General features: G+C 64.9%; 19 protein-coding genes. 6 read left to right on the forward strand and 13 right to left on the reverse strand.

The genetic code is table 11. From position 1 onward, the window contains the following. Positions 1 to 53 precede the first annotated feature (53 nt). On the forward strand, positions 54 to 1,340 hold the full coding sequence (gene tyrS / locus K1X74_13780) for a tyrosine--tRNA ligase (protein ID MBX7167394.1): 1,287 nt from the start codon (positions 54 to 56) through the stop codon (positions 1,338 to 1,340). A 221-nt stretch (positions 1,341 to 1,561) separates the two neighbouring features. Here the strand turns inward: tyrS and K1X74_13785 are convergent, their stop codons facing one another. Beyond that, a complete protein-coding gene (locus tag K1X74_13785; GenBank protein ID MBX7167395.1) occupies positions 1,562 to 1,777 on the reverse strand; it encodes a hypothetical protein in 216 nt (71 codons plus the stop codon). Between the two features lie 486 nt (positions 1,778 to 2,263). Further along, the gene (locus K1X74_13790) at positions 2,264 to 2,473 is read right to left on the reverse strand and encodes a hypothetical protein (protein MBX7167396.1); all 210 of its coding nucleotides are present in this window, start codon (positions 2,471 to 2,473) and stop codon (positions 2,264 to 2,266) included. A gap of 126 nt (positions 2,474 to 2,599) precedes the next feature. Between K1X74_13790 and K1X74_13795 the strand changes: the two genes are divergently transcribed. After that, positions 2,600 to 3,016, forward strand: coding sequence for a secondary thiamine-phosphate synthase enzyme YjbQ (locus tag K1X74_13795; GenBank protein MBX7167397.1), 417 nt, complete (start codon positions 2,600 to 2,602; stop codon positions 3,014 to 3,016). A gap of 31 nt (positions 3,017 to 3,047) precedes the next feature. Here K1X74_13795 and K1X74_13800 read toward each other — a convergent pair whose 3' ends face one another. The 6 genes from K1X74_13800 to K1X74_13825 form a co-directional block, all read right to left on the reverse strand. Continuing rightward, positions 3,048 to 4,118: a DNA polymerase III subunit gene (locus tag K1X74_13800; protein ID MBX7167398.1), complete on the reverse strand. Its 1,071-nt coding sequence runs from the start codon at positions 4,116 to 4,118 to the stop codon at positions 3,048 to 3,050. After that, complete coding sequence (gene tmk, locus K1X74_13805) at positions 4,115 to 4,771, reverse strand: dTMP kinase (protein MBX7167399.1); 657 nt, start codon at positions 4,769 to 4,771, stop codon at positions 4,115 to 4,117. Before tmk ends, K1X74_13800 begins: the two co-directional genes overlap by 4 nt. Before the next feature lie 94 nt (positions 4,772 to 4,865). Further along, positions 4,866 to 5,882 carry a WYL domain-containing protein gene (locus K1X74_13810; GenBank protein MBX7167400.1) on the reverse strand — a complete coding sequence of 339 codons (1,017 nt, stop codon included), beginning with the start codon at positions 5,880 to 5,882 and terminating at the stop codon, positions 4,866 to 4,868. Beyond that, on the reverse strand, positions 5,815 to 8,190 hold the full coding sequence (locus K1X74_13815) for a TolC family protein (protein ID MBX7167401.1): 2,376 nt from the start codon (positions 8,188 to 8,190) through the stop codon (positions 5,815 to 5,817). The genes K1X74_13810 and K1X74_13815 overlap by 68 nt, the downstream gene beginning before the upstream one ends. Positions 8,191 to 8,495: 305 nt before the next feature. Beyond that, entirely contained in the window at positions 8,496 to 8,972 is a 477-nt protein-coding gene (locus K1X74_13820; protein ID MBX7167402.1) for a hypothetical protein, read from the reverse strand. A 98-nt stretch (positions 8,973 to 9,070) separates the two neighbouring features. Further along, positions 9,071 to 11,257 (reverse strand): hypothetical protein, encoded by a 2,187-nt coding sequence (locus K1X74_13825; protein ID MBX7167403.1) that lies wholly within the window; start codon positions 11,255 to 11,257, stop codon positions 9,071 to 9,073. A 795-nt stretch (positions 11,258 to 12,052) separates the two neighbouring features. Between K1X74_13825 and K1X74_13830 the strand changes: the two genes are divergently transcribed. The 4 genes from K1X74_13830 to K1X74_13845 all read left to right on the forward strand — a co-directional run bounded on the left by K1X74_13830 (position 12,053) and on the right by K1X74_13845 (position 17,474). Then, positions 12,053 to 13,489 carry a tetratricopeptide repeat protein gene (locus K1X74_13830; protein ID MBX7167404.1) on the forward strand — a complete coding sequence of 479 codons (1,437 nt, stop codon included), beginning with the start codon at positions 12,053 to 12,055 and terminating at the stop codon, positions 13,487 to 13,489. 831 nt (positions 13,490 to 14,320) lie between these two features. Next, positions 14,321 to 16,576 carry a DUF11 domain-containing protein gene (locus tag K1X74_13835; protein MBX7167405.1) on the forward strand — a complete coding sequence of 752 codons (2,256 nt, stop codon included), beginning with the start codon at positions 14,321 to 14,323 and terminating at the stop codon, positions 16,574 to 16,576. Between the two features lie 91 nt (positions 16,577 to 16,667). Continuing rightward, positions 16,668 to 17,078 carry a hypothetical protein gene (locus K1X74_13840; GenBank protein MBX7167406.1) on the forward strand — a complete coding sequence of 137 codons (411 nt, stop codon included), beginning with the start codon at positions 16,668 to 16,670 and terminating at the stop codon, positions 17,076 to 17,078. Positions 17,079 to 17,105: 27 nt separating this feature from the next. Further along, complete coding sequence (locus K1X74_13845) at positions 17,106 to 17,474, forward strand: hypothetical protein (GenBank protein ID MBX7167407.1); 369 nt, start codon at positions 17,106 to 17,108, stop codon at positions 17,472 to 17,474. On the opposite strand, the gene K1X74_13850 is transcribed toward K1X74_13845, so the two are convergent. The 5 genes from K1X74_13850 to K1X74_13870 form a co-directional block, all read right to left on the reverse strand. Further along, on the reverse strand, positions 17,441 to 18,169 hold the full coding sequence (locus tag K1X74_13850; protein ID MBX7167408.1) for a hypothetical protein: 729 nt from the start codon (positions 18,167 to 18,169) through the stop codon (positions 17,441 to 17,443). The genes K1X74_13845 and K1X74_13850 overlap by 34 nt on opposite strands. A 167-nt stretch (positions 18,170 to 18,336) precedes the next feature. Then, a complete protein-coding gene (locus K1X74_13855) occupies positions 18,337 to 20,073 on the reverse strand; it encodes a hypothetical protein (GenBank protein MBX7167409.1) in 1,737 nt (578 codons plus the stop codon). A 31-nt stretch (positions 20,074 to 20,104) separates the two neighbouring features. Beyond that, complete coding sequence (locus K1X74_13860; protein ID MBX7167410.1) at positions 20,105 to 22,537, reverse strand: DUF1549 domain-containing protein; 2,433 nt, start codon at positions 22,535 to 22,537, stop codon at positions 20,105 to 20,107. A 44-nt stretch (positions 22,538 to 22,581) separates the two neighbouring features. Then, the gene (locus K1X74_13865; protein MBX7167411.1) at positions 22,582 to 25,071 is read right to left on the reverse strand and encodes a PPC domain-containing protein; all 2,490 of its coding nucleotides are present in this window, start codon (positions 25,069 to 25,071) and stop codon (positions 22,582 to 22,584) included. A 226-nt stretch (positions 25,072 to 25,297) separates the two neighbouring features. Then, positions 25,298 to 26,626, reverse strand: coding sequence for a DUF1501 domain-containing protein (locus K1X74_13870; GenBank protein ID MBX7167412.1), 1,329 nt, complete (start codon positions 26,624 to 26,626; stop codon positions 25,298 to 25,300). Positions 26,627 to 26,934 lie beyond the last annotated feature (308 nt).

Consider the following 26,934-nt stretch of genomic DNA (forward strand, 5'->3'; position numbering starts at 1 on the left):
GGCGTCGTGCGTCTCGAAGTTCCAGGCCTCTTGAAGTTCCAGGGATTGTTGTCGTGACCGACTTGTTCGCCGAACTCCGCTGGCGCGGTTTGATCCATCAGATGACCGACGACGCCGGGCTGCCCAATTGGTTGGCCCAACAGCCGCGCGTGCTGTACGCCGGTTTCGATCCCACGGCGGACAGCTTACATGTCGGGTCGCTCCTTGGCCTGTTGACGTTGCGGCGTTTTCAGCGCGCGGGCCATCGCCCGCTGCTGCTCGTCGGCGGGGCCACGGGCATGATCGGCGATCCGACCGGAAAGAGCGAAGAGCGCAACTTGCTGTCCCTCGAAGCGCTCGAGGCCAACGTCGCAGGGATCAGCCAGCAGGCTCAGCGGTTTCTCGATTTTTCCGGCCCCAACGCGGCGCGGCTGGTGAACAACTTCGATTGGATGCGCAATTACAGTTACCTCGACTTCCTGCGCGACGTCGGCAAAAACTTTCCGGTCAACGTGATGCTGGCCAAGGATTCGGTCAAAGCCCGGCTCGAACGGAGCGACGCGGGCCTGAGCTACACCGAGTTCAGCTACATGCTGCTGCAGGCCTTCGATTTCGTGCACCTGCATCGCCAGTACGGCTGCGAATTGCAACTGGGCGGCAGCGACCAATGGGGCAACATCACGGCCGGCATCGACCTGGCTCGGCGCATGGACGGCAAGCAGCTCTTCGGGCTCACCTGGCCGCTGCTTACCAAGTCGGATGGCACGAAGATGGGCAAGACCGAGTCGGGCACGGTCTGGCTGGCTGCCGACCGCACGTCGCCCTACGCGTTCTTCCAGTACTGGATCAACGTCGAGGATTCCGACGCGGGCCGGTGCCTGCGGTTGCTGACTGATCTGTCCGAACCGGAGATCATGGCGCTCGACAAGCGCCGCACGGAAGCCCCCGAGGCTCGCGACAGCCAGCGCCGGCTGGCCGAGGAGCTGACCCGACTGGTCCACGGCGAGTCGGGTCTGCAAACGGCACAGCAGGCGACGGAGATCTTTTTCGGCGCCGAGATCGACAAGCTGTCCGACGTCGAACTGGTCGGTATCTTTGCAGACGTCCCGAGCTGCGAGCTTTCAAGGTCGCAGCTCGATGGCGAGGGATTCAGCCTGATCGACGTACTGTGCCATTCGGGCCTGGCTGCGTCGAAGGGCGAGGCTCGTCGCACGATTCAACAGGGGGGGGCCTACGTCAATAATCGCCGCGTGGCGAACATCGATGCCCGGGTGACGGCCGCCGACCTGGCCAGCGAAACGATGATCGTCTTGCGAGCCGGCAAGAAAAAATACGCTTTGCTGCGCTTCGCGGCCGTGTGACGCGCGATTTCGGACAGTTGGTTTCTTTAGAATCTCGCCGACTCAAAGAGCGCGACGAGCGCCGGCGGGCCGCAGCGGGAGTCCAACCAGGGAGTCCAGCAAAACACACCGGCCGGAGCCGAGCACTCGCTCGACTCCGGCCGTCGGTGGTTTCGCTGCAGTTTTACGGGCGACCGTTGCGACCGATCGTGATCTGCCGGCGGCAGGCCCTCGCGGCGATCCTACTCCCGAGGACGGACCACGCCGGTCAAGCCGGTGTAATCCGAGCGATCTTCCGGGTGCCACAGGGGCTGACCCAGCTCGATCCGCCGCGCCAGAATCGCAATCTTGTCCGGCGAACCTGCCGGAGCCTCGGTGGGGCAAAAATCCTCGGAAGCCGACGGCACAAAGTCCTCATCGTGCCCGCACTCTTGAATGGCCTCAAACACATTCCGCATCGCGTTAACTCTCCGACCCACAAAACGACTAACGATCAACGCTGCGATCGGCCACAGGGGCGATCCTGCCGCTTTCCGCAGGTGCGGTGCGGCACTCGGACGCGATTGACACGACCTGCCGTGAGAAACGATCTCGCAGCAAGGTCTGCCGTGCAGTGCGTCAGCAGAGTTGCCTGGTTGGTTGGCGACGCCGAATTTCGGACACGGTGGGTCTGGCTTTCCGTCCGAAAGCGGTGTGCTTAGTGAGGCAGTCGCCGCCAGGGGGTAAACAACCGATTCTTAGCAGAACGCCCCAAATGTCAAGCAAATTGGCGAGTGGCGTTTTGTCGCACAAGCAGAAAACACCGCCGTTTGCCGCGAAAATCCGTAGAAACCTTCAGGTTTACCGCGCCGGGACCTCGCGCCGCTGGTTGCACCCGAAAAGCCGCTGTGCGGTCATTTTTCTTGACCGAGTCCTCTGACCCAAGAACGGGCCAAAGCGGCAACTCACGACGGCGCGGGGCGAGCGTCTGTGGGCTCGTTCGGAGCGGGCTCGTCGGTCTGATGACGCGCGTCGAACTCCTGCGTCAGCACCGAGGGGCACACGTCTTCGACGCCGCAATGCGGGCACACCAGACGGATCAGGTCGGAACTGCTCAGCTTCAGGTCGTGTTGCTGGCACACGCGATAGAGCTGTTTGAGATGCTCGCAGGTCATGCTGGTTTCTCCGCTGGTCCAGACGTGTCAACCTCGCAGCGGCCCCTCGGCCGCGACCATGATATCTTACCGGTTACCCATTGCTGCGGGTTATTTGCGATTTGTCCGGGCCGGGGAGAGGGGGCCATGGCGTGGTACCAGGCCGAAATTCAGTTACCAAGGCTCGGCCGTGGTTGTCATTTGATCACGCCACGCGTGCTGGCTGCGATACCCGAACTGGGGCGATGCCGCGTGGGACTGCTGCATGTGTTCATTCAGCACACCTCTGCATCGCTGACACTCAACGAAAACGCTGACCCCGACGTTCCCCGCGACTTGGCCGCAGCGCTCGATCGCCTGGCGCCGGAAGACGCGCCCTATCGCCACACCTGCGAGGGCCCCGACGACATGCCCGCGCATGTCAAGACGGCACTCACCGATACCAATCTGACGATTCCGGTGCGGGGCGGCCGGCTCTGTCTGGGAATCTGGCAAGGCATCTACCTCTGCGAACACCGCGACCGCGCCACGGCGGGTGATTGCCACCCTGCAGGGCGAGTTTGACGGAGTCTGAACCTGTCGCGCCTGCCAGGCGTCAGGCCTGCCAGACCAGCCGCCGTCCGGACAGGATCTGTGCCAGGTCGTCGAACCAGGCCTCGATATAATTGGCCTGGTTCGCGTTTCGGTCGATGTGCTCGAGCGTCGCCAGGCAACGCTCGGTCGCGGCCATCGCGGTATCGACGTCGAGCCCGTGGCGAAAGAGCGTGGCCAGCGACGCGTCGAGTTCCGGGTCGCCCGCGTGCGTCGAGCCGCTCGCTTGGCGCACCGACTGCCGGAACAACTCCAAGGCAAAGATCACGCCGCGCCGCGCCCTTGCGCGGCGTAGCGGCGCCTCTTTGCCTGCGGCATCGACGAACTGGGTGAACTGCGCCACCGCCGCCCGCGCGTCGAGTCGCGGGGCCACGAGCAGCGCGAACAACTCGCGGCGAAACTCCCATAGCTCTTCGTCGCACAATTCGAGCGCCAGTTGCAGGCTGCCTTCGCCATAAGCGGCCACGCGCTCGGCCGTGGCCTGATCGGGAACATGGCCGCCTGCGACGAGTAATGCCGTGACGTCGCTCGCAGTCAGGGGCCGAAAGCGCACGATCTGGCTCCGCGAGCGGATCGTCGGCAACTGTTTCTCGGCCGAAGTGCCGACCAGGATGATGACCGAATGGGGCGGCGGTTCTTCGAGCGTCTTCAACAGAGCATTCGCCCCTTCGACATTCAAATCGTCGGCGTCGTCGATCACGGCGACCTTGTATCCCCCCATGAACGGCCGCAGCGCGATGTCGTGGCAAAGACCTTCGCGCATCCGCTTGTCGTCGGGCCCCACCAGCAGGTCCAGCGGAATGCTGCTCTTGTCGGCCGGTTTGGCCACGAGCATCAAGTCGGGATGCGAGCGCGATAGCACCTGCACGCAGCCGGTGCACTCGCCGCAGGGGTCGAGCGCCTCGGGAGACCGCCGCTGGCACAGCAGCGTTTGGGCCAGCTTCAACGCAAACGACCGCTTGCCCACGCCCGGTGGGCCAACGAACAAAAACGTGCTGGCGAGGCTGTCCTGGGCCAGCGCGCGACGGAACTGTTCGACGACGTAGTCCTGGCCGCGAATTCCCTGCCAGCTCACGGCGTCGCTCCTGCGCGGCGGGACGGCGGTTGGGCCAGGAGCTTCGCGACCTGCGCGCGAATCGCCGCGTGGACCGCGTCGATCGATTCGGCCGCGTCGATCCAGGCGATCCGCGCCGGATCGTGATCAGCCTCGGCGCGAAATCCCGCACGCAACCGGCGCCGGAAATCGTCGCCCTGCTGTTCCATGCGGTCGGTCGAGCGCTGCTGGGCAATCCGCGCGGCCGACAGGTCTTCGGGCAGGTCGAGCACGAGCGTCAAATCGGGCGCAAGTCCTCCGGTTGCCACGCGACCGATCTCGCGCAGCTCTTCGACGTCGAGCCCGCCGGCGTATCCCTGGTAGACGAGATTCGCCAGCAGGTACCGGTCGGAGATGACCGTGCGGCCGGCCGCCAGCGCTGGGCGAATCAGTTCGTCGACCAATTGGGCCCGCGCCGCCATGTACAGCAGCATTTCCGCGCGTCGCGAAAGCCCCACGGTGTCGGTCGACAGCAGGATTGCGCGGATTTGTTCGCCCACGGCGGTGCTGCCGGGATCACGGCAGGTGAGCACGTCGTGGCCCAACGAGCGCAGCCACGCGACGAGCAGTTCGAGCTGCGTCGTTTTGCCGGCGCCGTCGATGCCGTCGAGCGAGAGAAAGCAACCGCGATTCATGCCCTGCCACAGCCGCAAAGGAACGGAGCCCGGCCGCATTGTAGAAGAGGCCTCGCCGGGGGCGTAGTAGGCCGCCGGGCCAATTCCCCGCCGCTCAACGGTCGTTGCGCCGCCGCGGCGCATCGGGGGGCGGTTCGCGGCCGATTCGGTAGTGTTCGGCCATTTTCCGGACTCGGCCCGCGATCAGCTCGCGCAAAGCACTTGGCTGCAGCACCTCGGCCTGATCGCCATAGCCCAGGATCCACCAACTGATCTCATGCAGCCCGCTGACGCGCACGTGAAAATCCATCGTGCCGTCCTCGTTCCAGGCGACTCGCTGGGTCTTGTGCCAGGCCACCTCGGCCACGTTTTGGGCCACTTGTTTCTGGAACCGGATGACGACGTCCTGGTCCTTGCCCCGCTCGGGAATCAAGTGCCAGGCGTTGCGCAGATAGCGGTCGAGATGGAACCCTCGCGGCACCTGGTATCGATCGTCGGTGGTTTCCAGCCGGAGGATACGCCCGATGTTGAAGGTGCGCGTGGCGCGATGCAGCGACGAACGGCCGATGATGTACCAGCTCCGGCGGCTGAACATCAGGCGATAGGGGCTCAGCCTAGTGCGGATCTGCGTCCATTCGGTCAGGCTGTCGTACTCGATGCGCACGCACCGCCGCGCGGCAATGGCGGCGACCAGTTGGTCGAAGTGATCCTGCCCGGTGGTCAGCGGGTTGCGCGGCGGGAGCGAGATGTCGATCGCGCCGCTGACGGCTTGCAGATAGTCGCGCAGCCGCGCAGGAAACACGCTTTCCAGTTTGAGCGCAGCACTCTGGGCCGCGGTCAGGAACGGAACGCCCTTGTGATTGCCCGCCTGCTGGCAGAGCAGGATCAGGGCCAGCGCTTCCTGTGGCGAGAAGCTCGTCGCCGGCAGCAGAAATGGCTCAGGGATGCGGTAATGTTGCGACCGGTCGTCGAAGACCAGCGGGACACCCGCTTGCCGCAGTACATCGAGGTCGCGAAAGATGGTCCGGCGACTGACGCCGCATTCCAGCGCCAGCGAGGCCGTGTTATGGCCGCGTCCACCCTGTAGCAGGTGCACCAGTCGGAGCAGCCGCGTCACGCGCTCGAGATTCATACGGCCGAATGGCTTGCGGTCCAAGGTTCAGCGGCTGCGGAGCCTCGGCCGCGGCCGGTGTCCCGAACTGCGGCTGATTGAATGAGGCCGGCTGCACGGCCGGGTCGGCCGACGGCGAGATTCCTGGTTGTTCTCCCGGGAGTCCTAGTTTACCCCAACTGAACGATGATTGCTGCGTGCCGACCGGCATTTCGGCCGACGCGCGACGCACGCCCGGCTGCGGCAGCCGGCCCATCGGCGAGCCGTTCAGCAGCGGCGGCTCGTTCGTCGGTTCGACCGGGGTGGGCTGCATCTGTTCGCCGGGCACGATCGTTTCGTAGCTGCCTTCGGCGGGCTGATGCGGACCGCCGATCGTGGCGTTCGGGCCAATCTGCTGGTACGGGCCGCGGCTCATCACCGACGGACGCGTGTAGCCGTAGTTCATGTAGAAGCTCGCGTCGCGTTCGCGGGCACGCTTCTGTGCGTCGAAGTAGGCCTTGCCGGGCCAGGGACCTTCGGCCAGGTAAACGCCGTTGTATTCGAGCAGTGAGCCCTTGCGCAGGTGCATCTGGGCAATCGCCTTGTTGTAGGCGGTGATTGCCTGGAAGTAAGCGCTTTCGGCATCGGCCAGCCGGCGTTGTGCGTCGAGCAACAGGTCGAGCGTCACGGCACCGACGTTGAATCGCACCTGTGCGGCCCGCACTTCGTCCACCGCGGCCACGCGGCGGTTGTACTGGGTGACGGCCGTGGCATAGGTCAACTCCAATTGCCGTTTGGCTTCGCTCAACAGGTGCGAGAGCTCGAGTTCCTGGTCCTGCAACACGGCCCGCTCGCGTGCCAGTTGCAACTGGGCATTGCGGACCGACGACATGGCCTGGCGGAAGCCGATCGGAACCTGCAATTGCAGTCCCAATTGCCATTCCTCGAAGTTGCCGTCGAACAGGGTGGAGTAGGCGTCGGTGCCTAGCAAGGCGGCGCTACCGCTCGATTCGTTCACACCGAAGCCCTTACCGTTCGGGTCGATCAGGTCGTCGCCCAAGCCCATCCAGCGATATGTTCCCAAGGCATCCAACCGCGGCAGCAGGAAGTTGCGCGAGGCGACCAATTCCAGTTCTCGCTGCTTGACGCGGAACTTCTGGCGGCGCAATTCCGCGCTGCGGGTCAGGGCCTCGGAGTGGATTTCGTACCAATCGAAGGTCGCTTCGGCCACGGTCGGTTCGTCGCTGGGCCGAATCAACCGTCCGTCGGTGGCGGCCAGGCCCATCAAGTACCGGAGCCGGTTTTCCACGCCGTAGAGCCGCGACAGCGCCTCTTGGACCTGGCCGCGGAACAGGTAGTACTGTTCGCGGGCCTGGGCTTCGTTTTCGAGTTCGCCGCCCTTGGCGCCTTCGTCGCGCAACGCGGCAACCTTGCGCCAGGTTTCCAGCGCGCTGTCGCGCCCGGCCAGCACGGCGTCCAATTGGCGATAGGCAAAGTACAAGTCCCAGTAGGAGATCTCGACGTCGCTGACCAGGTTGCGAATGCTGAGCTCGAAGTCGGCCAGCGAAACGTCCATGTTGATGCGGGCAATCATCACACCGTTGCTGAAGAAGAAGCCCGGCTGAGCGTTGGGACCGGCGATGCGGTTGAACTCGACGCCGGCGCCTTGCAACAACGGCTGGCGGAACGTGGCCTCGAAGTTGACGTTCCAGTCGCTGGGAATGGCCCGCGACGGGTTGTTGTTCCACTCATAGGCCACGTTGTGGGCGAACGACATCGTACCGCCCGTGGCGTTGATCTTTTGCAAAGTGGTCTGGAAGGTGCCCAGGTCTTGCTTGAAGACCGGCGCGAAGAGCAAACCACCGACCCCGCCGATGTTCACCGGCCGGTCGTTGCGCTGCCAGGTCACGTTGCTTCGTAACTGGGCGTCGAACGCGCTGAGCGCGGCTTCCACACCGCGAATGGGGTTGGTCTCGACCAAGGCCGGCCCGTAGACCGTGACCGAACTGTCGGCCAGACGCAGCAGCACGTCGCTGGGCAGGTCCGAACGCCCGTTGATCGTGCGCACGACCTTGCTGTTGGCTAGCGTGATTTGAATGGCCTCTTCCAAACGCAGATCCCAGATCTCGCGGGCATCGGCGTTGCTCAAAGTGAGCGGCGGCAGAGCGCCCTCGACCTCGGCCAGCGTGCAGGTGTGGTCGTCTGGGTACTCGATCTCCGTGGCGACGCCCTTGTAGTGCGAAAGGTCGCCGTCTTCGAACAGGTAGGCCGGCTGGACGGGGTGGCAGCCCGTCAAGAAGGCTACCGTGACGAGCAACCAGGCGACGTTCCGTTGCACTTGCCGGCTCATTGAGTCGCATCCTGCATAGGAGAGGAGGGATGGCCACGGCCACTGGGGCCGCAAACTCTGCGCATTCCCTCCAACCGGGAATAATGGCAGGCTTCATATCGACCTCCCCGACGCGAGACTTGGAAAAATCCGCGCGATTGATAAGGTTCAACTGACCGACAAGCTTTTCGCAGAACGCGCATACCCCTCGTCTTGCGAGGGCGGCGGCGAATGCTGGCGTCGGAGCACGCTGTCGAGCCAGCTAGCAGTCGGCGCGGAAGCCGGTACAGCCCAACGGGCCGTTGCGCGCGGCGCGCGGGCGCTGATTAGAGGTACATGCCCAGGTAGCCGCCCTGGGCATCGCTGGCAGCTTGCAGCTTGGACATGCGCGCGAGCGTCTGCTCCAAATCGCCCGCGGCGATATAGCGGTCGAACTCGGCCATCACGGCCCGGCGTACCGACTCGTGAAACCACTGCACGGCCGGCTCGGTCAGCCATTCACAGGTTTCACGCACCAGTTCGACGTCGATGTGGGCCGCACTGGTTGCTTCGTCGCTGCTGTCCGTCAGCAAGGTGCCCTCGAAGCGGAACTCGAGCATGCCGAGTGCCGCGTTGTTTGTCAGCTGGAACACGCATCGGGCATTGTGCAGGTAATAGCTGTTGTGCGTGCCATACCGTGCCAGGTGCGCGGCAATGCGTTCGCACTTTTCCCGGAACTTCGGCGAGGCGTCCTCGGGTACGTCCAATCGCCCGATGCTGCGCAGCGGCAGGCAATCGAAGCGGATATCAACGGCATTGCTCATCGCGAGTTTCCGGCCCAGGCGAGTCCTACATGGAACAGTGCGTGCCGGGACATTCTATCGCCTGGCGAGTGGGGTCAACCGTCCCCAGCCGTGGCGATCTAGCGCGGCAGCCCCAGGGCCAACCCGATCACACCCGTGAAGGGAGATGCGGCCGCGGCGGGGGCCGGAGCCTTGCCCGACCCCTTCGGCACCAGCAGCCAACTAGTGGCCATCCATCCGTCCTGCGGCGAGAATTCCAGCACGGCCAGTTCGCCTGCATCGGCCAGGCGACCGGTCATGGGAACTTGCGCCAGATCGTAGCGATCTTCGAAGATCTTGCCGAAACGGCGGATGAGCAACTGCCGGAGCGACGTTTCCTTCAAACTGAGCTTGTCACCCGGTTTGAAGTCCGGTGGCAAGACGTCGATTTCGCCCTGGCGGACCAGCGAAACCTGGTCGCCGGTACGCTCGACGCGATAGACCGTCGTCACGTTCATGGCCTGGTAGGCCGTTTCGCCCGAGGTGTAGCGGCTGCCCCGGATGGTGATGGTCACATGGTCGTCATCGAAACGCACCGTGATCGGGCGGCGGCGGGCAAACGTAATCGACCAGGGCTGTTCCCCCTCGCTGCTGGCAAACTGCCGGGGCACCTCGCCGTAGATCTCTTTGGTCAAACGCTGCATCTCCGCCTCGTCCAGGCGAACGCCGGCTAGCGCCGATTGAGTCAGGTTGTTGATCATCGTCTCGTGCAGGCGCACGGAGATGTCCGCGTCGCGCCGCAATGCCGGACCGCGGCTGGGCGCGCCGAGCCAGCCCGGGCCTTGTTGCAACCAGTCGATCAGCAGCGCGTTGTGCGACGAACGGAAATCAAGCACGGCCGGGAGAGCATGCCGGCGGGCCAGTGCGTAGCGGAACCGTTCGCGGTAAGTCTGATTGGCTTTCAGAATCGATTCGGCAACGCGTTCCTCCAGCCGCGGAATCAATAGTTTTTCCGCATGCCGGGCACCAATCCATTCGGCCTCGCCTTTGCTCTTCGCCACGCGCTTCGTCGCCACGCGCCGTACGATGCCTCCGACCAGTCGGCCCTTGGTCGAACCGATGCCCAGGGTCGTCGAGTTGGTCTGTGCGTGCGCATCGGCGCTCAGGGTGGCCAGGCCGCCGGCGTCGAGGTAAATGGGCTGCAGGGCGGAAAAGTTCGTGCAGGCGGCCGTATGGATGATGGCCGGCCCGTTCACGCCGACGGTGCGCGAACGCGTTTGCCCCTCGAAGACGGCGTCGAACACGGCATATTGGTCCGAGGGCACCAGGTCGATGCGCACCGCACCGGTGGTCACGCCGGTGCCATGGATCGAGGTGCCGAGAATCGAGTCGTTCAACGGCGTGACTTCATAGACCGGTTCGGCCATGGCCGCGCTGACGATGCGCTCGGAGACGCGCACGAACAAGTTGGCGTGGCCGAAATGGCGGCGAATCTCGCTCAGCAGCCCGCGGGCGTGACGCCGACGCTCGAAAAAGCCCACAACTTCGGACAGGTCCTCGTACCCTTCGCCGCTCGGCGATTCGAGATACTTCCGCAGGCGGTCGCCAATCACCTTGCGGGCCTGCGCATATTCGGCCTGGGCATCGGCCACCCGAGCACTTTGCACCCGGTCAGAATAGGTTTCCAAAGCGGCGGCCACATCGCTGAAGACGCGCATTTCCAGGCCGACATATCCATTGCGGTAGTTCCGCAGCAAGCGGGCCAGGACGGCGGGGTCCGCCTTGGCGCCGGCCGCAATTTGCTCCTCGAGCGCGTGCCACTCGAGATAGTCCTTCCATTTGCTCCCGTTTTCTCCGCCGGGGCTCAGATAGGCATCGAGCCGCGTGGCCGCATCGGCGAGTGCCTTTCGTGCACGCTCGACATCGGCTTCGGTCGTAGGAACGAACTGATCTTCTGCTGAGGCGAACCGCTCCGCGAGCTGGCCCAATTCGATCCGGGGAAAGGTGTCGAGCCAGGCCGCTAGTGCTCTGCGGACCGCTGCGAACCGGGGGTTCTCCAGGCCGCTCAGTCCGGCGCTGTACTTGCCCAAGATTTGCGACAGGACGACCGGATCGGCGGCGGCCCCTTGGGCGACCTGCCGCTGCAGCTCGGCCGTGTCGAGAAACTCGCGCCAACGGTCTGCATTCGCCCCTTGGCCGAGCCAGGATTCCTGGCTCGCCAACGCGGAATGAACTGCCTTGCGCGATTCTGGCTCGGCAGTCTGAGCGGCGGCGCAGACAACGAGGCAATTCGCGATAAGCAACAGCGGGCCGAAAGACCGCATCATGTGGTCAACTCCACGATCCGTGTGTTAGAACGTAAGTCCAACGGCGGAAGTCAGTAACAAAGCGTAGGTTCTGGCGGTTCCGGCAGCCGCGCGGGCATCGCAGACAACGCCGGGCGCAGGCCGTATAACAGCATTTAAAGCCTGTCCCGCACCGTGCATCTCCCCCGACCTGTGGGACCGACAACTTCCTCCAGAGTTGTGCGACCCTCCAGGATCGCCCAAGCCTACCAACTCCCAGGGGTTCGGGTCGACTCTTTTAGGTGCCTTGATCTCGCCCGGCGGGTCCGTCGCCGGGGACACGGCTGAGCGTGGGGGCCGTCTGGCGTCTCGCGCTGCCAAACCGAGAGCGTCCTTCCGGGTGCCACGATTGCGGCAGTGTGACCCCCGGGCTCATCGGAAGCAGTCGCCGCCGCCCGGTCCGTTCAGCATGCCTTTAACGATCGTTTCGGAGATCGGAAAATCGTCACCGTGGCACGCGGTGAATACGCGCGCCGAGGTGCGTTACTGGAGGTTTGACTTCGGCGTTCAATCTGCGAAATTGGGGTACGGAGGATCTCCGCAACCTCTTCACGTCGCTTTGTGCCCGTTGTTGGGGAACGAAACCGGGCCTAGCAAGCGCGATCGCCAGTCTGCGTAGGGCGCAAGGGCGTCCGTGGGCAGGCGTCGCATGCGTTGTTGATCCTACGAACGGGGTGGCCCGAAGCCGTGACCTGTCGGTTACCGCGAGGCGCTCGGGGTCAAGTTCGCCCTGCGCGTCGGCGGCTCGTTGCCCTGTCCAAGCCCTCAGGAAATGCCATGACGAAGTTGCCACTCGCCGGTTGCCCGGGCACATGTGCCAGTTGGTTGTTGCGCGTTGCCATGATTCTGGCACTCGGCTCGATGGCGCCGCGTTTGGCGATCGCGGGCCCTATCGATATCAACGACCCCGGCGTCGCCAGCCTGCCGACGCAGTCGGATATTCGAGAACTCGACGACGCGATCGAGCGATTCAAGAAATCTGATTTCAAGGGCGCCAAGGCGCTGTTGGAGATCGCTGCGAAAGAGCATCCGGCGCTGCCGCCGGCCGACATGATGTTCGCGCGGCTGTGCGTCACGGCTGGCATGCTCGCCGAAGCCCGAGATGCGCTTGAGCAAGCGGTCGAAACCGACCCCTCGTATCCCGATGCGTACTTGATCATCGCTCGGTTGGCGTTTGGCGAAGGTCGCGTCACCGAGGCCGAATTGGTCTACGCCAAGGCGGCCAATGTTGCCGGCGCTTACAGCGGCGACGAGAAGAAAAAGCGTGACTTCGTCTTACGTGCCGCGCGCGGGCAGGCAGAGGTTGCGCTGGTGCGCAAGCAGTGGGATGCCGCGCTCAAGTATCTCGACAAGTGCCTCGAAATTGACAACACGGACACGGTGGCCCGCTACAACCGGGGCATCGCGTTGTTTGGCCTCGACAAGGCGAGTGAGGCGTTCAAGGAATTTGAAACGGCGTATGGCGACGGCAAGGACGAACGCTTTCTGCCGCCGGGCGTTGCGGTCGCGCGGTTGTATGATCGGGCCGGCAATGCTGCCAAGGCCGATGAATGGCGCCAATTCGCCGCCAAGCGGTCGCCCAATGACCCCAAGACGCATGTGGCGATCGCGCAATGGCTCTGGCAGACCGGCAAGCCTGAGCATTTGGAAAACGCCGCCACGCACGCCTTCCGCGCCCTGCAATTGGCCCCCGACATGCTCGAGGCCAAGATCATCCTGGGCACCGTGCTGCGCTACCGGCGCGAGTTTGCCAAGGCCGAAGAACCGTTGCAATCGGCCGTGACGCAATCGCCGGGCAGCTTTGCCGCGGCTAATCAACTGGCCCTGGCCTTGTGCGAGCAAGGCGACGAAGCCAAACGCAAAAAGGCGATTGAGCTGGCCCAGCTGAATGCCAATCGCGTCGATGCGCGTGACCCTCGCCGCGGCGAGGCGATGGCGACCTTGGCCTGGACTCACTATCGCAATGGCCAGACCGAACAGGCCTATCGCTTTATTCGCCAGGCCTACGATGTACGGCAGGTTTCTTCCGACACCGCATATTATCTCGCGGTGATCGAATCGACGCGCGGCAACAAAGACCGCTCGCGCCAGTTGCTCAAAGACGCGTTGGCCGCGGCGGGGCCGTTTGCCTACCGCGACGACGCGACCAAGCTGCTCGACACGCTCGAGCAGGCCAGCGCCGCGGCGACATCGCAGGGGCCCGGCGGGAACTAACGGCCGTCTTCCTCCGAGCCTGCCGGCCGCGATGGCTGTGCGCTTTGTCGGTGGTGGGCCGATTGCGCAGCCGCCGCGCCGGGCGCATCTCCGGTAAGACCGCAGTCACCGGCGCCAATTCCTTCGCGGTGTTGCGTTTTGTCAACGCACGACGTGGCATCCCGGCCACGTGTTGACCAAACGCATGCTACGTTTCAGCAGGTGGACTCCGCCTGGGGCGGGGATACTCCGCCTTGCGGCATTGACGCCGCCCGCGACGGTCCGGACGAAAAGTCGGAAGATGCTGAAGCCCCCTGGGCGGGAAGCCATGGGCTCATGGTAACCGCTTCCCGAGCACGGTATTCGGGTGCCGTTCGGCATGCGCTCATGGTCTGCGCGCTGGCCGCATCGGGCTGCGCGCAGCTGCGCGTCAACCCAATCGATCCCAGCCGCCAGAATCTCGCCATCGCTCAAGTGGCGCCGTACGCGGCGCAACAATATCCGCCGGCTGCGCCCTATGCGCCACCGCCGTTCACCGCGCCACCGTATGTGCCTCCCGCCGGTCAGCCCGGCGCAGCTTCCGCCAATCCGTTTGGCGCACCGCCTGCCGGAGCCGCGGGCACGGCTCCACAGCCACTGGCGCCGGCCGACCCGAATGCCGCGGCGGTTCCGCCTGCCTTGCCGCCAGGGGCCACGCTGCCGGGTGCCCCTGTCCCGCCGCCGACGGCGACAGTAACGCCGCCGGCCGCTCCAGCAGCCGCAGGAGCGCTGCCTGGTCTGCCGGTACCGGGGGCCAGCGGGCGGACAAATGTGCCGGCGCCAACACCGACGAAATTGCGCTCACGACAGCCCGTGGCACTGGCTCTGGCGCCACCACGCTCCTTCGCGCCGGTCGGGACCGAGGTGGTCTTGGTGGCCGGCGTCACGGGCATCAATGGGGCGTTTCAAACCGACCGCCGCATCGATTGGATGCTCGACGCGGGCGGCGTGGGGCACATCGTGGGCGTCGACGGCGCCGATCGCTTCTGGATGTTCAAGTGGGGCGATCGCCGGCCGCGCAAGATCGATGCGCTCAGCGCCGTCACCGTGACCTCCACCAGCGGCGTGACCCTGACGCGCGGCACACCGCTGCCGTCGGACGACATCATCGTCTATCGCGGGCAGTCGTGGATCAGCGTCAGCTCGCCGGTCGAGGGCACGAGCTATGTGACGGCCTATGCGCGCGACGTTTACGGCTGGGATGTGCATCATCAATCGGCCACGATCGAGTGGGTCGACGCGCTGTGGGCGTTTCCGCCGCCGGCGGCGAATCCCGTCGGCACGCGGCACGTCTTCACAACCACGGTTACCCGTCAGTCGACCGGCTCGCCGATCCAGGGCTGGCGAGTGAAATACGAGATTGCCGGCGGACCGTCCGCAGGGTTTGCCCCGGACGGCGCGCCGAGCATCGAGGTGCCCACGAACGATCTCGGACAAGGCAGCGCTGAGATCTTTCAGCCGCAGCCCGCCTCCGGCACGAATCAGATCAACGTGACGATTATCCGGCCCCCGGTCGATAACGGCGGCTCGCCGGTAATCATTGCCGCGGGCACGACGTCGAAGTCTTGGAGCGCGCCGGACATCTCGATTCAAGTCACCGGTCCACCGCAAGGCGCGGCAGGCACCCCGCTCAGCTACCGTGTCGAAGTGGCCAACCGTGGCGCAATCGCCGCCCGTGGTGCGACGGTGATCAGCGAACTGCCGGCCGGATTGACGTTTGTCTCGAGCAGCCCTCCGCTGACGCCAACCGACAACCGTGTGCAATGGTCGTTGGGCGATTTGCAGCCTGGCGAAAGCCGCGCTCTCGATCTTTCGCTCCGCGCCGATCAGGCGGGGAGCTTCAACGTGTGTGCCAGCGTGCAGACCTCCGACGGGCTCACCGCGCAGAACTGCGCGACGACGGCCATCATGGGCGCCGGAGTCGACGTCAGCATGACGGGACCGCAGCAAGCGGTCGTCGGTCAGGACGTGGTCTTCGACATCCTGGTCAGCAACCGCGGCGCGACGCCGCTGGAAAATCTGTTGTTGGTCGATCGGTTTGACGCCGGATTGCAGCACGAAGTGTCGGCCAGCCCGATCGAACGTCCCCTGGGGACCTTGGCCGTCGGCCAATCGGTTCCGGTGCAGGTGCGATTCCGCGTGACGCAACCCGGTCAGCTTTGCCACACGGTCGAAGTGACCGGCGCGGGCGGGGTCTCAGGCTCGGCGCGCGGCTGCGTTACTGCGGTCACGTCGCCCGCGCCAGGCGTCCCCTTGCCGCCTCCGCCGCCGGCGGGCAGTACACAGCCACCGCCAGGACAGCCTTCGCCCGCTGCGCCGCCCGGCACGACGACCCCCGGCACGGCGAGTGCGGGTCAGGCCAGGGTGCAAATCACCAAGACCGGACCCACCCAACGCCCCGCCGGCGGAGTGGCCGAGTTCGTCATCGTCGTGACCAACAGTGGTCCTGTCCCGCTGACCGACGTGAAAATCGTCGACAACTACGATCCCAGCCTGGTGCCTACGATGGCCACGGCCGGTCGCGAGCTGGTCGGGCAAGACCTGGTGTGGCGGATTCCGCAACTCGGCCCGGGCGAGGCCCGGAAGCTCGAGGTGCATTGCCGCTGCGACCAACCTGTGGCTCAGGCCTGCAATCGCGTGATCGTCACGGCGGCCGAAGGGGTCCGAGCCGATGCGCAGGCGTGCTTGTCGGTTGGCGCCGCGCAAAGTGGCGCGACGGTGTCGATTGTCGACCTCAACGATCCCGTCGCCATCAACCAGGAGTTGCAATACGACGTGCAAGTCACCAACCCTGGCCAAACGCCCGACCAGGACGTCGTGCTGACTATCGATTTGCCGTCGCAATTGACCCCGGTCACCATCGGCACCGGCGGACCGACCGGCTATCGCATCGAAGGCCGGATCGTGCGGTTCCAACCGCTTCCGCAGCTTGCGCCCGGAGAGGTCCGCAACTTCCGTCTGCGCGTGCGCGCAGTGCAGCCAGGCGCGGTCGAAGTGCGCGCAACGGTTTCCAGCCGGCTTGTACCACAGGGTACGAGCGTGTCGGAGCAGACGACGATTCAACCGTAGCCGATCGCCGGGCCGGGCGCGTCACGGCGCTTGTGCTAGAATGCGGGGGCGGGCTTGAGCCTCGCGGTTTCCTCCTACGCGGAAGTGGCGCATGAAACTGGGATTTGCCTTCGTGGCCCGCGGGGCCGAGGCACACGAAGGCCGACTGCACGTGTTTTCCGGTGATTTCGACACGATCGAGATTGCGCAGTTTCCGACGACCATCGGGCCCATCTCGCTGGTCATCAAGGTGTGTATGGAGCCGGAGGAGTGCAACCTGCCGCACATCTTGCAGGTACGCCTGCAAGATCCGTCGGGCGGGGCGTACCCGGTGGGCCAGCCGATTCAATTGGTTGCCACGCCCAATGTCTTGATGCCCCGGCGTCAGGCAGGCGTCAACGTGATTCTCGACACCACGCTGGCTTGCCAGGTCGAAGGCGAGCACGTTTACCTGTTCTATGTCGACGGCAAGCAGATTGGCGAGCTGCCGCTCTACGTGCGGCACAGCACTGAGCTTCGTTGACTAGCCGCCGCGGGAGTACCTGGGTCGATGCCGCGGTTCGTGATTCTTCGGCATACGATGCCTGCGGGCGCCGAGCGGTCCGATCATGTCGATCTGATGTTCGAGTACCGAGGCGTGCTCAAGACGTGGGCCCTGTCGAGCGAGCCTCTTAACGCGCCCGAGCAAATGGCCGTGGCGCTGGCCGACCATCGCCTGGCCTACCTGGACTACGAGGGGCCCGTCTCGCAGGGGCGCGGCCACGTCGCACGAGTCGACGCAGGGCATTACGAACTGCTGGCCGGCACGGCCGATCGTTGGACGGCGCGGTTGGACGGCGCTTGTTTCTCCGGCGAGATTCGCCTGGAGCGCGAAGGCCCTGAATCTCAGCGCTGGCGGTTGGTCTTTTCGCCGGGCTGAGTGGCCAAGGCCGGAGTGCTCCCCGGCGCACGCGAGCTGCCCGCGACCCACAGCGCGCCGTCGCGGATTTCCGCTTCTTCAAGGACGAGCTCGGTCGATTCTTCACCGTTCGGTACGATTTGGACGGCCGCGACGGGCTGGCCGTCGGATTGCAGCCAGCGGAGCCGCCAGCCGCCCTCGGCCGCGGCCTTTTCGACCTCGTCGAGAACTTTTCCCAGGGGCAAAGGCAGCCACCCGGCCCGTGCCCGGCAAACCTGCAAGGCCACTTCCCCCGGCTGTGTCAGATAAAGCCGAACTTCGAGCGAGAGCACCGTATCGACGCTGCCGTCGCGATACCGGCAGGCGATCGTGGCGTGGTCGTTGTCGATCGCGATCCGCGGCTGGCCAAAGGCCTTGGGCAACAGCCTTGGATGGTTCTTGCGCACGTCGTACGCCAGCCAGCCGTTGATCTGCTCGGCCGTAAACACGGCTTGCCAGGCGCCGCGCTGATGCGCTGCGCTCGTCACCGCGGCGACTTGGCGCAACAGGTCATCGCTGGCCTGTTTGGCGCGCGATTCGTCGATCAGGAGCGAGGCGGCGTAAAACTCGGGCTGTTGCCGAAGCGCCCAGAACCCGCCTGCAAGGGCGCCGCCGAACAGCGCGGCGCCGAATACCGACGCCAAGGCAGCCAACAGCAGCGTGCGGCGGGACATCATGCGAAAAGCGGCGCAAGTGCCGTAGGAGAATTCACCCCCGAGCGGGCGAATCGTAGGCCTGCCCTAGCGGCGGGGTCAATTCCAACCGTGGTGCGCCCGTAAGCGCGAATTGGACGATCGCCACGGTGGCATTGCATGCGTCCGCGTGCGATGGAAGCATCGCCGGTTTACGAGCTGCTGCCTGCGGCGGCCTGGGGAGCCGCGGCCGTGGCAGCCGCCGCGGCTTGCGCGGCCGCTTCTGCCGCGACTCTGGCCGCTTGCGCGTCGGCAGCGGCCTTGGTGGCGGCGGCTTGCTTGTCGGTCAGCGCCTGTTGCGCGGCTGTCAAGGCGGTGGCCGCCTCTTCCGCTCGCTTGGCAGCGCTCACGGCTTCGGCGGCGGCCGTAGCGGCCGTGGCAGCGGCGGCGGTCACCTGGGACTGCACACCGGCAATCTCGCCGGCGATCTGGTCGGCGGCCGCCTGGGCGGCCGCTGCGCGTTGGGCCGCGGCCTCGGCGACCATCGCCAGCGTGGGCGGATTCGCCGCGAGCGTGGCCAGCATCTGCCCTTCTGCCGCCTGCAGGACGCGAATCTCTCCGGTCCAATCGCCCACCACGATCCGGGCATCGTCGTGCGTAAACACGGCCTCCAAGGCGACGTCGGGCAAGGCGTCGAAGGCGCGCTGCAAGGCCCCGTTGCCGTCCCAAACCTTGGGGGTGCGATCACGACCGACCGTAACGAGTCGACCGTCATGCGCATATTCCACGGCCGAGGTGCCGCCGCCGTGAGCGTCCCATTGCTTGACGGCGGTGCCGTTTTCCATCTCCCACAGAAAGACCTTGCCGTCTTCGCCCGCGCTGGCCAGCAGGTTGCCATCGGCCCGCCAACTGACGTCGTTCACGGCGCCCGCGTGACCGCGCAGATTCTGATATTCGCGTCCGGTGTCGGCCTCCCAGACGAACAGGCCGCCGCTGCGATCGGCCGAAGCCAAGAGCACGCCGTCGGGGCTGAACTCGACGGCATACAACCAGTCGGTGTGCTTGCGCGATTCGTAGACGACCGAACCGTCGGCCGTGGAGAACACGCGCAGCACGCGCCCCGGCCCGCCCAACGCGATCAGCGAGTGATCCTCGTTGATATCGGCGGCCAACACGACGTCCAATTCGTCACCGACCTCGAACACGCGCTGACCGGTCTTCACATCGAACACAACGACCTTGCCCGAGTGCCCGCCACGACCGCCGCCGGCCAGCAACAGCGAGCCGTTCCGCGAGAACTTGAGCACGTAGGGGATGCCTTCCGGAAACGGCAATACGCCCAGTTGCTCAAACGTCTCGCTGTGATAGAAGACGATTTGCTTCTGCCCGGCCACGGCCACGAGCGGTGCCCAAGGGCTGGCAGCCAGGGCTGTAATGGCCGCTGCGCGCGGCGAATAGACCACCGGCTGCCGCGACAAACCTTCAGGCAGGATGGCCGGACCATCGGGCCGCGTCGAGCCGCCGCCGCCTTTCAGATCGAACTTGGGCTTCTTCTTGATCTTGGCGGTCGAGCCGGCGTTTTCGAGCGCCCCGCCAGCGATCCACGCCTTAATAATTTCCAGCTTGGCGTCGGCCAGCTTGTCTTGTTTCGGCGGCATCTCGGGCGTGTCTTGATGCGCCACAAGGAGCCACAGTCGCGAGGCGTCCGGGTCGCCCGGCTCGACCACCGCGCCGCTGGCGCCGCCCTGCATCATGCGCGAGAAGTTGTCCAAAGCCAGGTCACTCTTGGCCATGTCCATGTTGTGGCAGCTGAAACAGTGCTCGCGAAAGATCGGCTTCACATGCTCTTCGAAGTTGATCTTCGCCGGTTCATCGGCGCAGACCGACGGCGTGAAACCGGCCATCGTCATGCCGAGCGCTACCAGCCACGCTTGCAGTTTGCCTGTCACAGTATGTCGCTGCCTTCGTGATCGCGTTGTCTTAATGGTTGAACAAAAACTCGCGCGAATTGAGCATGGCCCAGAATACGTCCTCCAAGCCGGCCATCGGATCGCCGGCCTGGGCCACGATCTCGTTCAGCTTGGTTACTTCTTCGGGCGTCGCCTGCCGGCTCACGCTGCGGACGTACAACTCCTGGATCACCTGTTCGGGCGTGCGGCCCGCGTCGAGCAGTTGCTTGAGCAAGCCGCCGCCGCGAATCTTGCCTTGGATCGTGTCGCCGTTGAGCATGTGCAGGGCCTGCGACAAGGTCGGCTCGGTCCGCACTTCGCAGGTGCACACGCTGGCTCGGCTCGAGCGGCCGAAAGTGGTCAAGAAATAGGTGCTCGTCGTACCGTCGGCGATCTGTGTGGCTCGGGCACCCAGTGGCAGCCCCTGGAACTTGTCCTTGGTTCCGGTGACCTGGCTGATGCAATCCAGCAGGTTCTCCGACTTGATCCGCCGGATCCGCGAATGGGCGAAATTCAACTCGTCGCCGGCGTTGCTCTCGTTGCGCTGGGTCGAACGTTGATAGGTCTGCGAGTTGCAGATGTCGCGCACGAGCTGCTTGAAGTCGTAGTTGTACTCGGTGAATTTGTGTCCCAGCTCGGCGAATAGCTCCGGGTTGCTGGGCGGATTGCTGACGCGGATATCGTCGATCGGCTCGACGATGCCGACCCCGAAGAAGTGCTGCCACACGCGGTTGGCAATGCTGGTGGCGAAATAGGGGTTCTCAGGCGACGCCAGCCATTGCGCCAGCACCACGCGGCGGTCCTTGCCGGCCACGTCAGGCGTCGGTCCGCCGAGGAACTTGGGCGCCATCACGCGTCCGCCCACCAGATGTGTGACTTCGCCGCCGCCGGCGTTGAAGACGATCGTCTCGCGATAGTCTTCTCCCGTCTTGCGGCCGATCTGAGCGAAGAACGCCGCGAAGCTGTAGTAATCGTCCATCGTCCAACGATCGAACGGATGGTTGTGGCACTGGGCACACTGCGTGCGAATGCCCATGAACACCTGCGCCACGTTTTCGGCCAGCTTCAGCGTGTTTCGCTCGATCTGATAGAAGTTCGTCGCCGGGCTGGTAAAGGTGCCGCCCGTGGCGCTGAGCATGTCCTGCACCATCTTGTTCAGCGGCACGTTCGACGAAATCTGTTCGGTGAGCCAGTTGTTGTAGAGAAACGCCGATTTGTAGCTGACCTCGTTCGTCGAGCGGATCATCAACAGCTCGGCCCACTTCAGTGCCCAGATCTCCGAAAACTCCTTGCGCTCCAGCAAGCGGTCGACCAGCAAGGCCCGCTTGTTGGACGCCGGGTCCGACATAAACGCCTGGTAATCTTCAGCCGACGGCAGCCGGCCGGTGATATCGAGCGTCGCCCGGCGCAGGAACACCTCGTCGGTGCAGATCTCGCTGGGCAGAATCCGGAGCTTGCGCAGCTTGGCGTTGACCAGCTCGTCGATGTAGTTCACCGGCGTTTCGGTCGGCGGCGTGTATTGCAATCCCTTCGGCAGGACCAGCACCTGGCTGCCGACGGTGTGCGTCGCAAACCGGGCCATGACGAAGGCCTCGCCCCGTGCAGCCGCGGTGATCTTGCCGTTCGGGTCGATCGCAGCCGAGTTGTCGTTGTTCGACAGGAACAAGGCCAGGCTCGTGACGTCGCGGTCCGTGCCATCGGCGTATTTGGCCCGTACGATCATCTGCTGCGTGGCGCCTTCGCCTTCGAGGACCGCCTGGCGCGGAAACAGTTCGACCGAGACGACGGCCGGAACCTCGCCGGGGTCATTGGCCGCACCACCGGCGAGCCAGCGTTCGAGCGTCTGGTACATTTCCGAACCAACCTCGAACCGTTTACCGCCCGTGTGCGGAACGGTGCCGACGGATTTCTCCAACAACAGGCTCTCCTGTGGCACCGCGAGGTTGATCCGGCGGAAGCCGATCTCCCGAGTCAAACGGTGGTGATCGCCCGCCGGATCGAAGCCGAACAGCGACAGGTTGAAACCGTCCTTACCGCGGGCCGCGCCGTGGCAGCTTCCCGTGTTGCAGCCGGCCCGCATGAAGACAGGCATCACATCGAGGCGAAAGCTGATCGGCCGGTCGGCCGTGGCGCCGACGACTGCGACGGGGATCTCATGCGCCATACCGGCGAATTCGACCTTGAGCGACGTTTGCCCGTCGGCCACCGGGTACAGCGTGCGGCCATCGAGCCGTGCAAATTCGGGCTGCGCCAGCGCGAATTGCGCTTCAGCCGTCACGTCTTGTGTGACGCCGTCGGCGCGGGTTGCTTGCACGATCAACTGCTGACGATCGAGCTGGGTGTGGAGCGCGACGTCCGGCGGAAAGACCTCGAGCTTCGTCCACGGCTGATCCTGGGCATGCGTCGTCGCCACCAGGGCGAAGACGCTGACGCATGCGCACGCGATGAATTTGATTCGGGCCACGTTCGTGTTCCTTTACGCCGGCCAGCGGCGGGGTTGCAGCAGGTTTATTGGGGTGCAGCAGGGGGGTCGGCCGGGGCGGGGGGCTCCGCCGGTGCCGGTTCTTCGGCGGCCTTTTTCTTGGCTTGTTCACGATCCAGCCGCAGCTTCTCGAGCCGCGTCAGACGCTTCTCCATCGGCATCGGCGCGGCCTCGGGCATCGGGGCTGCGGCCGGTTGCGGTGCGGCGTCGGCCTTCGGTGGCAGCGGTTCGTCAATCCGCAATTCGCCGGTGCCCAGCATGTGCGTGATGGGCTCGCCGTTGGCCATGATCACCGCGCGGCAGAGCAACGTCTTGTGACGCCCCACCGGCGAGTTGGCGGTCGTCTTGACCTTGAAGATCGCTTCGGTCGAATCCTTGGTGATTTGAATCGGCTCGGCGGTGACTTCGTTGGGCAGACCGAGCAATTCGACCGTGGCCGCGCCCTCGAAATCCTTGTTCTTGGTCACCGCGATCACCACCTCGGTTTCCTGGCCTTTTTCGACGGCCGCGCCGTTGAAGGCGAAGCTCAGGTACGGTTCGGTGACAGTCAAGTCGGCCATTTGCGTCGACACCAGCACGGTGCCGTTGCCCACGGTCGCCTCGCCCAACACGGGCAGCTTCCAGGTCCGCACCTCGGCGCCGCCGTTGGCGTTCAACGGGATCACCGCTTCGGTCTGGCCCTCGGGAATCGCGATGCCACCCGCGGCGCCGACGCCGGAAGGCGCGTAGAGCAGATACACAGAAATCGGCGCGGTAAAACCTTCGGCCCGCGTGGCGACGATTTTCAGATTCATGTTGCCGTCGCGCACCAACGGCACCTGTGGCTGCACGATTTCGAGTTTGAACGGCGCGGCTTCGGTGACCGCCGTGGCCAGGCGATAAGTCGGATGCTGCCACACGTGGATGTTGTTCTGACCGCGCACCAGCGAAGTCATCTGCACCAGGTGTCCCTCGACGCTCTGCAGGTTTGCGTCCGTGGGGCGGCCGACGACGTCGACCAGACCACCGGCCATTGCTGCGTCATCTGCTGCGGTCAACAGCACGGGCACAATCGTCTGATTAGCCGGCATCGACGGGATTTCGGCCGACACGCCGGCGGGCAGGCCTGCCAGCGAAATCGCCAGATCGCCGCCAAAGTCGGCGCGGGAGGCGCTCACCAGGAACGAGGTACGGTTCCCCTTCGGAATTTGCGCCACGATGTCGACGAATTGCTGCCGCTCCGGCAGTCCCATCGTCAACAGGGGCGTGACCGGGGTTACTTCGATGCGATAGGCGTAGTTGACGCCACCCTTGCCGAGGTGATCGTTCAACACCAGGACGTAGTCATCTTCTTCCGGCGCGGTGAACCGGACGTAGCTGTCGGGCCCGGCGCTGTCGTCGTTGCCGCCGATCCCTGCGCCGCCGCTGCGATAAACGTTCAACACCGGGTCGAGCGGCGAACGCAATCCCCGAGCAAACACTCGCACATCGAAGGCCTGGCCGGCCGTCGCGTGGAACTTGAAGCAATCGACGTCGCCGGCCGCGCCGATCACGCCGCCGATGCCGATCGGCGCCGTCACGGGCGTGGCCTCGCCGAGGCCGTTGTTCGGTTCGGTTTCCAGCGCGTTGTCGAGATTGCCCAGGCGGAACACCAGCCCCGACGGCGAGACGCCGTTGCCGTCCTGAGTCGTGAGCGTGAAGTTGGGCAACAGCACGTCCGGCAGCTTTACGTTTTCGGTGCGCTCGCCAAGCACGTCGCCCAGCCAGCGCACTTCGAGCGTTTGCCCCGGCTTGCCCCCGGCCGGCAGCACGGCCGTCGGGCGCGGGTACGTGCCGATGTGTGCGCGATACATGCAGTTGCCGTCGCCGCCGTACGAGCTTTCGCGGATCTGCACGATGTAACGGCCGTCCTCGGGGACCACCAGCGACGCCACGCCGTCTTGCCAGACCAGCGCCGAATCGTCGGCGTTGCTCAGCTCGAACCGCTTGGTGTCCATGATGGCCACATAGGGATCGAAGAACACATTCCCCAGGCGAATCCCTTCGATTTCGACCGACAGGCGCTGGCCCTTGGCGCAATCGACGGCGAAGTAATCGACGTCTTCGGACAAAACGACGCCGTTGACGGTCACGTTGAGCGGAATCTGCTGCGGCGCTTCGTAATCGCTGTTGGGCTCAGTCTCTTGCAATTCGGGCATCGCGCCGATGCTGAACGTGCGCAGATTGCTGATGCCGGAGGCCGTACGCAGCCGTACGCCGTGTTGACCAAGCCGGCAATCGGGGGCGATCGTCAACTTGGCCCGGACCACGCCGTCCTCGGCCTGCAGGCTGTCGACCTGGATCCCCGGCTCGTAGAGAACGATCTCTTGCGTGTCGGCCAGGCGCGCCCCGCCGAAGGCGATTTCGACTTGGGTGCCGCGCTGTGCGCCCCAGGGGCTGATCGAGCCCAGCGCCGGACTGGCCGCGAAAACGAAGGCAGCGCTGAACTGCAATGCAGCGGCGAGCGCCGCTGCCTGACAGGCCGTGCGAACGTGCATCACGATTCCCCACGGGCACTGCCGTTCGCGCTACCGATCGCCCCAGCGACGGTGCGGCGACTCGACCATGCCGTATTGGGCCCGTGGCGCTCCTGCGCACATTGAGACCGGGCCAATTCGCCGAATCACGCGCGGCGCATCCAGCACCGGCGGCGCAGCGTTCAAGTGGGTAGGACTCGCGGTTGGCGTCGCTGCGCGCCGGTGCCCGCGAGTTCAGGCGTGTGGGTCAGACGATCAGGTTCTTGCGGACCTTACCGCCGTCGACAATCTCGATCGGGCGATTGCCGGGAGCCATCAGCTCTTTGTCGGCAATGATGCCCATCTGGTAGTAAATCGTGGTGAACAGGTCGGCCGGCTCGATGGGGTCGTCCTCCGGTTCGCTGGCCGTCGAATTCGAGCTGCCGAAGATCGTGCCCGGTTTGACGCCGCCACCGGCGAGCACCACGCTGAATACCTTCGGCCAGTGATCGCGGCCGGCGGTGCCGTTGATCTTCGGCGTGCGGCCGAATTCGCTCGACACCATCACCAGCGTCTCGCTCAATAGACCGCTCCTGTCGAGATCGCGAATCAGGGTGGCAAACGCCTGATCGAAGGCCGGCATCTGGCCACGCATCCCCGACGCGATCGAGTTGTGCATGTCCCAGCCGCCGTAGGTCAGCGTGACAAGCCGCACGCCTGCGGCCACCAGCCGCCGCGCCATGAGCATCCGCTGGCCGGCTTCATGGCGACCGTATTCATCGCGAATCGCGGCAGGTTCGGCGTCGATATTAAACGCCTCGCGGGCCTGCGGCGAGCTGATCAGGCTGTAAGCCCGGTCGTAGAACGTGTTCATCGCGTCGACCGAATCGGCCTTTTCGCGCTTGGCGAAATAGTCGTTCACCGCCTCGAGTGCCGAACGGCGCCGGCCGAAGCGAGCATCGTCGACACCCTCGGGCAGGTTCAAATCGAGCACGCGGAAACCGTTCGAGGCGGGGTCCGAACCCAGGCTGAAGGGGGCAAACGACGAACTCAGATAGCCGGTGCCGGCAAACTCGTTGGGCTGATTCGGGATGCAAACATAAGGCGGCAGGTTGTTTCGCGGCCCATACTCGTGACTGATCACACTGCCGATGCTGGGAAACACCAGCGCCGGGCTCGGCCGATAGCCGGTAAACATGTTGTGCGTGCCGCGCTCGTGCGCCGCTTCGCCGTGGGTCATCGAGCGGATGACGCACAGCTTGTCGGCCAACTGGGCCGTGTTGGGCAGCGTGTCGCAAAACACCTGGCCGGGAATTGTCGTCTGGACCGTGCCCAACTCGCCGCGATATTCGACGGGCGCGTACGGCTTCGGATCGAACGTTTCCTGATGGGCGATACCACCGGGCAGAAAGATGTGGATTGCACTCTTGGCCTTTGCCTCGACAAAGTCGTAGGCCTTCTGGTCAGCCCGCGCGGCCTTGATGTGCAGCAAGTCGCCGAGGGTGAGTCCCAGACCGCCCAAGGCGCCCACCGTCAAAAATCCACGCCGGTCGAGCGCTCCGGGTCGAACGGCGCGTTGCAAGATCCTCTGTCCCATCATCGTTGATTCTCCATCCAATTGATGGCATTCACGGCATGAAACAATTTAGCCATTCGCAAACTCGCGTGGGGGCGCGCGTCAGCGCAGCCGCGCATGTGCCTGGTTGAGTGAACTCTGCAAAATCGATGCGCAAGTCCGGTTGCTGCATCGATTCGGGTAGGTGTGGCGGACCGGATGGCGTGGTTGCTCGAAGCTTAGTCCTGGCCGATGGTCCGCGTCGGCCGGGCGCTTGCCACGATGCAACGCCACTGAGACTACTCGACCGGGTGGGCGCTGTCAAAGGTTTGCGATCCGTCGAACGTCCA

The sequence above is a fragment of the Pirellulales bacterium genome (assembly GCA_019694435.1).
In the GTDB taxonomy this organism is placed as follows: domain Bacteria; phylum Planctomycetota; class Planctomycetia; order Pirellulales; family JAEUIK01; genus JAIBBZ01.

Coding starts and splice junctions, on each gene's coding strand:
- K1X74_13830 (MBX7167404.1), top strand. CDS start 12,053: ATGACGAAGTTGCCACTCGCCGGTTGCCCGGGCACATGTGCCAGTTGG.
- K1X74_13840 (MBX7167406.1), top strand. CDS start 16,668: ATGAAACTGGGATTTGCCTTCGTGGCCCGCGGGGCCGAGGCACACGAA.
- K1X74_13785 (MBX7167395.1), bottom strand. CDS start 1,777: ATGCGGAATGTGTTTGAGGCCATTCAAGAGTGCGGGCACGATGAGGAC.
- K1X74_13870 (MBX7167412.1), bottom strand. CDS start 26,626: ATGGGACAGAGGATCTTGCAACGCGCCGTTCGACCCGGAGCGCTCGAC.
- K1X74_13810 (MBX7167400.1), bottom strand. CDS start 5,882: ATGAATCTCGAGCGCGTGACGCGGCTGCTCCGACTGGTGCACCTGCTA.
- K1X74_13845 (MBX7167407.1), top strand. CDS start 17,106: ATGCCGCGGTTCGTGATTCTTCGGCATACGATGCCTGCGGGCGCCGAG.
- K1X74_13790 (MBX7167396.1), bottom strand. CDS start 2,473: ATGACCTGCGAGCATCTCAAACAGCTCTATCGCGTGTGCCAGCAACAC.
- K1X74_13825 (MBX7167403.1), bottom strand. CDS start 11,257: ATGATGCGGTCTTTCGGCCCGCTGTTGCTTATCGCGAATTGCCTCGTT.
- K1X74_13850 (MBX7167408.1), bottom strand. CDS start 18,169: ATGATGTCCCGCCGCACGCTGCTGTTGGCTGCCTTGGCGTCGGTATTC.
- K1X74_13815 (MBX7167401.1), bottom strand. CDS start 8,190: ATGAGCCGGCAAGTGCAACGGAACGTCGCCTGGTTGCTCGTCACGGTA.
- tmk (MBX7167399.1), bottom strand. CDS start 4,771: ATGAATCGCGGTTGCTTTCTCTCGCTCGACGGCATCGACGGCGCCGGC.
- K1X74_13865 (MBX7167411.1), bottom strand. CDS start 25,071: ATGCACGTTCGCACGGCCTGTCAGGCAGCGGCGCTCGCCGCTGCATTG.
- K1X74_13820 (MBX7167402.1), bottom strand. CDS start 8,972: ATGAGCAATGCCGTTGATATCCGCTTCGATTGCCTGCCGCTGCGCAGC.
- K1X74_13795 (MBX7167397.1), top strand. CDS start 2,600: ATGGCGTGGTACCAGGCCGAAATTCAGTTACCAAGGCTCGGCCGTGGT.